Source organism: Streptomyces sp. NPDC060209 (genome assembly GCF_042728155.1).
Classification (GTDB): domain Bacteria; phylum Actinomycetota; class Actinomycetes; order Streptomycetales; family Streptomycetaceae; genus Streptomyces.
Genome location: NZ_JBHWZS010000493.1, coordinates 1 through 3,670 on the forward strand (window position 1 = coordinate 1; position 3,670 = coordinate 3,670).

Below are 3,670 nucleotides of genomic sequence, written 5' to 3' on the forward strand. Positions count from 1 at the left end.
CTCACATCCCGTACTTCTCCCGGGCCTCCTTGACCTTCGAGGCCGGGATCTCGCCGCGGCGGGCCAGCTGGGCCAGCGCGGCGACCGCGACGGACTGGGCGTCGACGCCGAAGTGGCGCCGGGCACCCTCGCGGGTGTCGGAGAGGCCGAAGCCGTCCGTGCCCAGCGAGGACCAGTCCTGCTCCACCCACTGGCTGATCTGGTCCGGGACCGCTCGCATCCAGTCGCTGACCGCGAGGACCGGGCCCGGCGCACCGGACAGCGCCTGGGTCACGTACGGCACGCGCTCCTCACCGCGGAGCAGTGCCTCGTCGGAGTCCAGCGCGTCGCGGCGCAGCTCGCCCCACGAGGTGGCGGACCAGACGTCGGCCGTGACACCCCAGTCGGCGGCCAGCAGCTCCTGGGCCTCGAGCACCCAGTGGATCGCCGTACCGGAGCCCAGCAGCTGGAGGCGGGGCGCGTCCGCCGTGGCGGGCGTGCCCTCCTTGTAGCGGTAGAGGCCCTTGACGATGCCCTCCTCGACGCCCTCGGGCATCGCGGGCTGCTGCTTCGGCTCGTTGTAGACCGTCAGGTAGTAGAAGACGTTCTCGGCCTCGGGGCCGTACATCCGGCGCAGACCGTCCTTGACGATCACCGCGATCTCGTACGCGAACGCCGGGTCGTAGTTGAGCGACGCGGGGTTCGTGGACGCGATCAGGTGCGAGTGGCCGTCCGCGTGCTGGAGGCCCTCACCCGTCAGGGTCGTCCGGCCGGCCGTGGCGCCGACGATGAAGCCCTTGCCGAGCTGGTCGGCGAGCTGCCACATCTGGTCGCCGGTCCGCTGCCAGCCGAACATCGAGTAGAAGATGTAGAACGGGATCATCGTCTCGCCGTGCGTCGCGTACGACGAGGCGGCGGCGATGAAGTCGGCCATGGCACCGGCCTCGGTGATCCCCTCGTTGAGGATCTGGCCGTCCTTGGCCTCCTTGTAGTACATCAGCTGGTCGCGGTCGACCGGGTCGTACGTCTGGCCGAGCGGAGAGTAGATGCCGGCCGAGGGGAACAGCGACTCCATACCGAAGGTACGGGCCTCGTCCGGGACGATCGGGACCCAGCGCCTGCCGGTCTCCTTGTCCCGCATCAGGTCCTTCACCAGGCGGACGAACGCCATGGTGGTGGCCATCTCCTGCTTGCCGGACCCCTTGTACAGGGCCTTGAACGCGCGCTCCTCGGGCTGCGGAAGAGCCACCGCGTGCACCCGGCGGGCGGGGGCGGGGCCACCGAGGGCGGCACGGCGCTCCTGGAGGTAGCGGACCTCGGGGGAGTCGGCGCCCGGGTGGCCGTAGGGGACCAGCCCGTCCTCGAAGGCGCTGTCCGGGATCGGGAGGCCGAGCAGCTCGCGCATGCCCTTGAACTCGTCGATCGACAGCTTCTTCATCTGGTGGTTGGCGTTCTTGGACTCGAAGCCCTTGCCGAGCGTGTAGCCCTTGACCGTCTGGGCCAGGATCACGGTCGGCGCGCCCTTGTGCTCGACGGCCGCCCGGTAGGCCGCGTACACCTTGCGGGCCTCGTGGCCACCGCGGGAGCTGTAGAAACACTCGGCGATCTTCGCGTCGCTCAGGAGTTTCGCCAGCTCGACGAGCGCGGGCTCGGCGCCGAAGAAGTGCTCGCGGATGTAGGCCACGTCGCGCGTCGCGTACGTCTGGAACTGCGCGTCCGGGACCTCGCGGAGACGGCGGATCAGCGCGCCCGTGGTGTCCAGCTGGAACAGCTCGTCCCAGGCGTTGCCCCAGAGCGTCTTGACGACGTTCCAGCCGGCCCCGCGGAACGCGCCCTCGAGCTCCTGGACCACGCGGAAGTTGGCGCGGACCGGGCCGTCGAGACGCTGCAGGTTGCAGTTGATGACGAAGGTCAGGTTGTCGAGCTGCTCACGGGCCGCGAGGGCGAGGGCAGCGGTCGACTCGGGCTCGTCCATCTCGCCGTCGCCCAGGAAGGCCCAGACGTGCGAGTTCGACGTGTCCTTGATCCTGCGGTTGGTCAGATAGCGGTTGAAGCGCGCCTGGTAGATCGCCGAGAGCGGGCCGAGGCCCATCGACACGGTGGGGAACTCCCACAGCCAGGGCAGTCGCCGCGGATGCGGGTAGGACGGCAGGCCGTCGCCACCCGACTCCTGGCGGAAGTTGTCGAGCTGCTGCTCGCTGATGCGGCCGTCGAGGAAGGCGCGGGCGTAGATGCCGGGCGAGGCGTGGCCCTGGATGTAGAGCTGGTCGCCGGAGCCGTCACCTTCCTTGCCGCGGAAGAAGTGGTTGAAGCCGGTCTCGTAAAGCCATGCCGCCGAGGCGAACGTGGCGATGTGGCCGCCGACGCCGTACCGGGCGCCACGGGTGACCATCGCGGCCGCGTTCCAGCGGTTCCACGCGGTGATCTTCGATTCCATCTCCAGGTCGCCGTCGAACGCGGGCTCGGCGGAGGTGGGGATGGTGTTGACGTAATCGCTCTCCAGCAGCTTGGGCAGCGCGATGCCGGCGCCCTCGGCGTGCTGGAGCGAACGCCGCATCAGGTAAGCGGCGCGGTGCGGGCCCGCGGCCTTGGTGACGGCGTCCAGGGAGGCCGCCCACTCGGCGGTCTCCTCGGGGTCGCGGTCCGGGAGCTGGTCGAGCTCGCTCGGAAGCTTTGCTACGGGGTCGGTCATGATCGCCGCCTTCCGGAGTGGGAGGGGGTGGAGAAGGCCCTGACTGGCAGGACAGGGCGATCGGGCCGGTGGGCCCGCGACTGAACTGTAAGTCTCCGATCGATGATCGATCAAAGGGTGAAGGGCAAAACTTCTCGATATGAAGAAAAGTGGCATGCGGTGCCGCGAAACGGGGCACGGAGTGACGGGATCAACGGGGTGAAACGGGCACTGACCTGCACGGTGGAGCGGCCCGCGCCGCAGATGGGCGTGCGGGCCCGTGGCCGGGACTCAGGCCCGCGGCGCGCACCCGAGGACGTGCTCCTTGACCAGCACGGCGATCTGCGGGTCCCGGCGCAGGAAGGCATCGATGAGCGCCTCGTGCTCCTCCGCGTACGACTTCTGCACCGTGCCCAGCCAGCGGATCGACAGGGCCGTGAACACCTCGATGCCCAGCCCCTCCCAGGTGTGCAGCAGAACGGCGTTCCCGGCGGCCCGCACCATCTCCCGGTGGAAGGCCACCGTGTGCCGCACCTGAGCCTCGCCGTCGGCCAGCCGGTCCGCCTCGTAGAGCGCCGCCACGTGCGGGGTGAGCGCCGAGCAGTCCTCGCCGAGAGCGGGGGCCGCCAGCTCCGCCGCGATCTGCTCGAGCCCGGCCCGAACGGGGTAGCTCTCCTCCAGATCGGCCGCGGTGAGATTGCGTACCCGGACGCCCTTGTTGGGAGCCGACTCGATCAGCCGCAGCGTCTCCAGCTCCCGCAGCGCCTCGCGCACGGGCGTCTGGCTGACCTCCAGCTCGGTGGCGATACGGCGCTCCACGATCCGCTCGCCCGGCTTCCAGCGCCCGCTGACTATCCCTTCCACGATGTGCTCGCGGATCTGTTCGCGCAGCGAGTGGACGACGGGCGGGGTCATGAGGGGCTCCTTCGGGGCGAACCGGTGCTGCCTGCGCCGACACGGCGGCCGGAGATGACCGGTGGTGTCTAGACAATACGGCGGCGCCCCCGTCCGGAAGCGTTC

The 3,670-nt window shown here is 69.9% G+C and carries 2 protein-coding genes; both read right to left on the reverse strand.

The features are described 5' to 3' along the window. Position 1 precedes the first annotated feature (1 nt). Positions 2-2,671: a pyruvate dehydrogenase (acetyl-transferring), homodimeric type gene (gene aceE / locus ACFWFI_RS41650; RefSeq protein ID WP_387401003.1), complete on the reverse strand. Its 2,670-nt coding sequence runs from the start codon at positions 2,669-2,671 to the stop codon at positions 2-4. Between the two features lie 270 nt (positions 2,672-2,941). Further along, positions 2,942-3,565, reverse strand: coding sequence for a GntR family transcriptional regulator (locus ACFWFI_RS41655; RefSeq protein ID WP_387401005.1), 624 nt, complete (start codon positions 3,563-3,565; stop codon positions 2,942-2,944). Between the last annotated feature and the right edge of the window lie 105 nt (positions 3,566-3,670).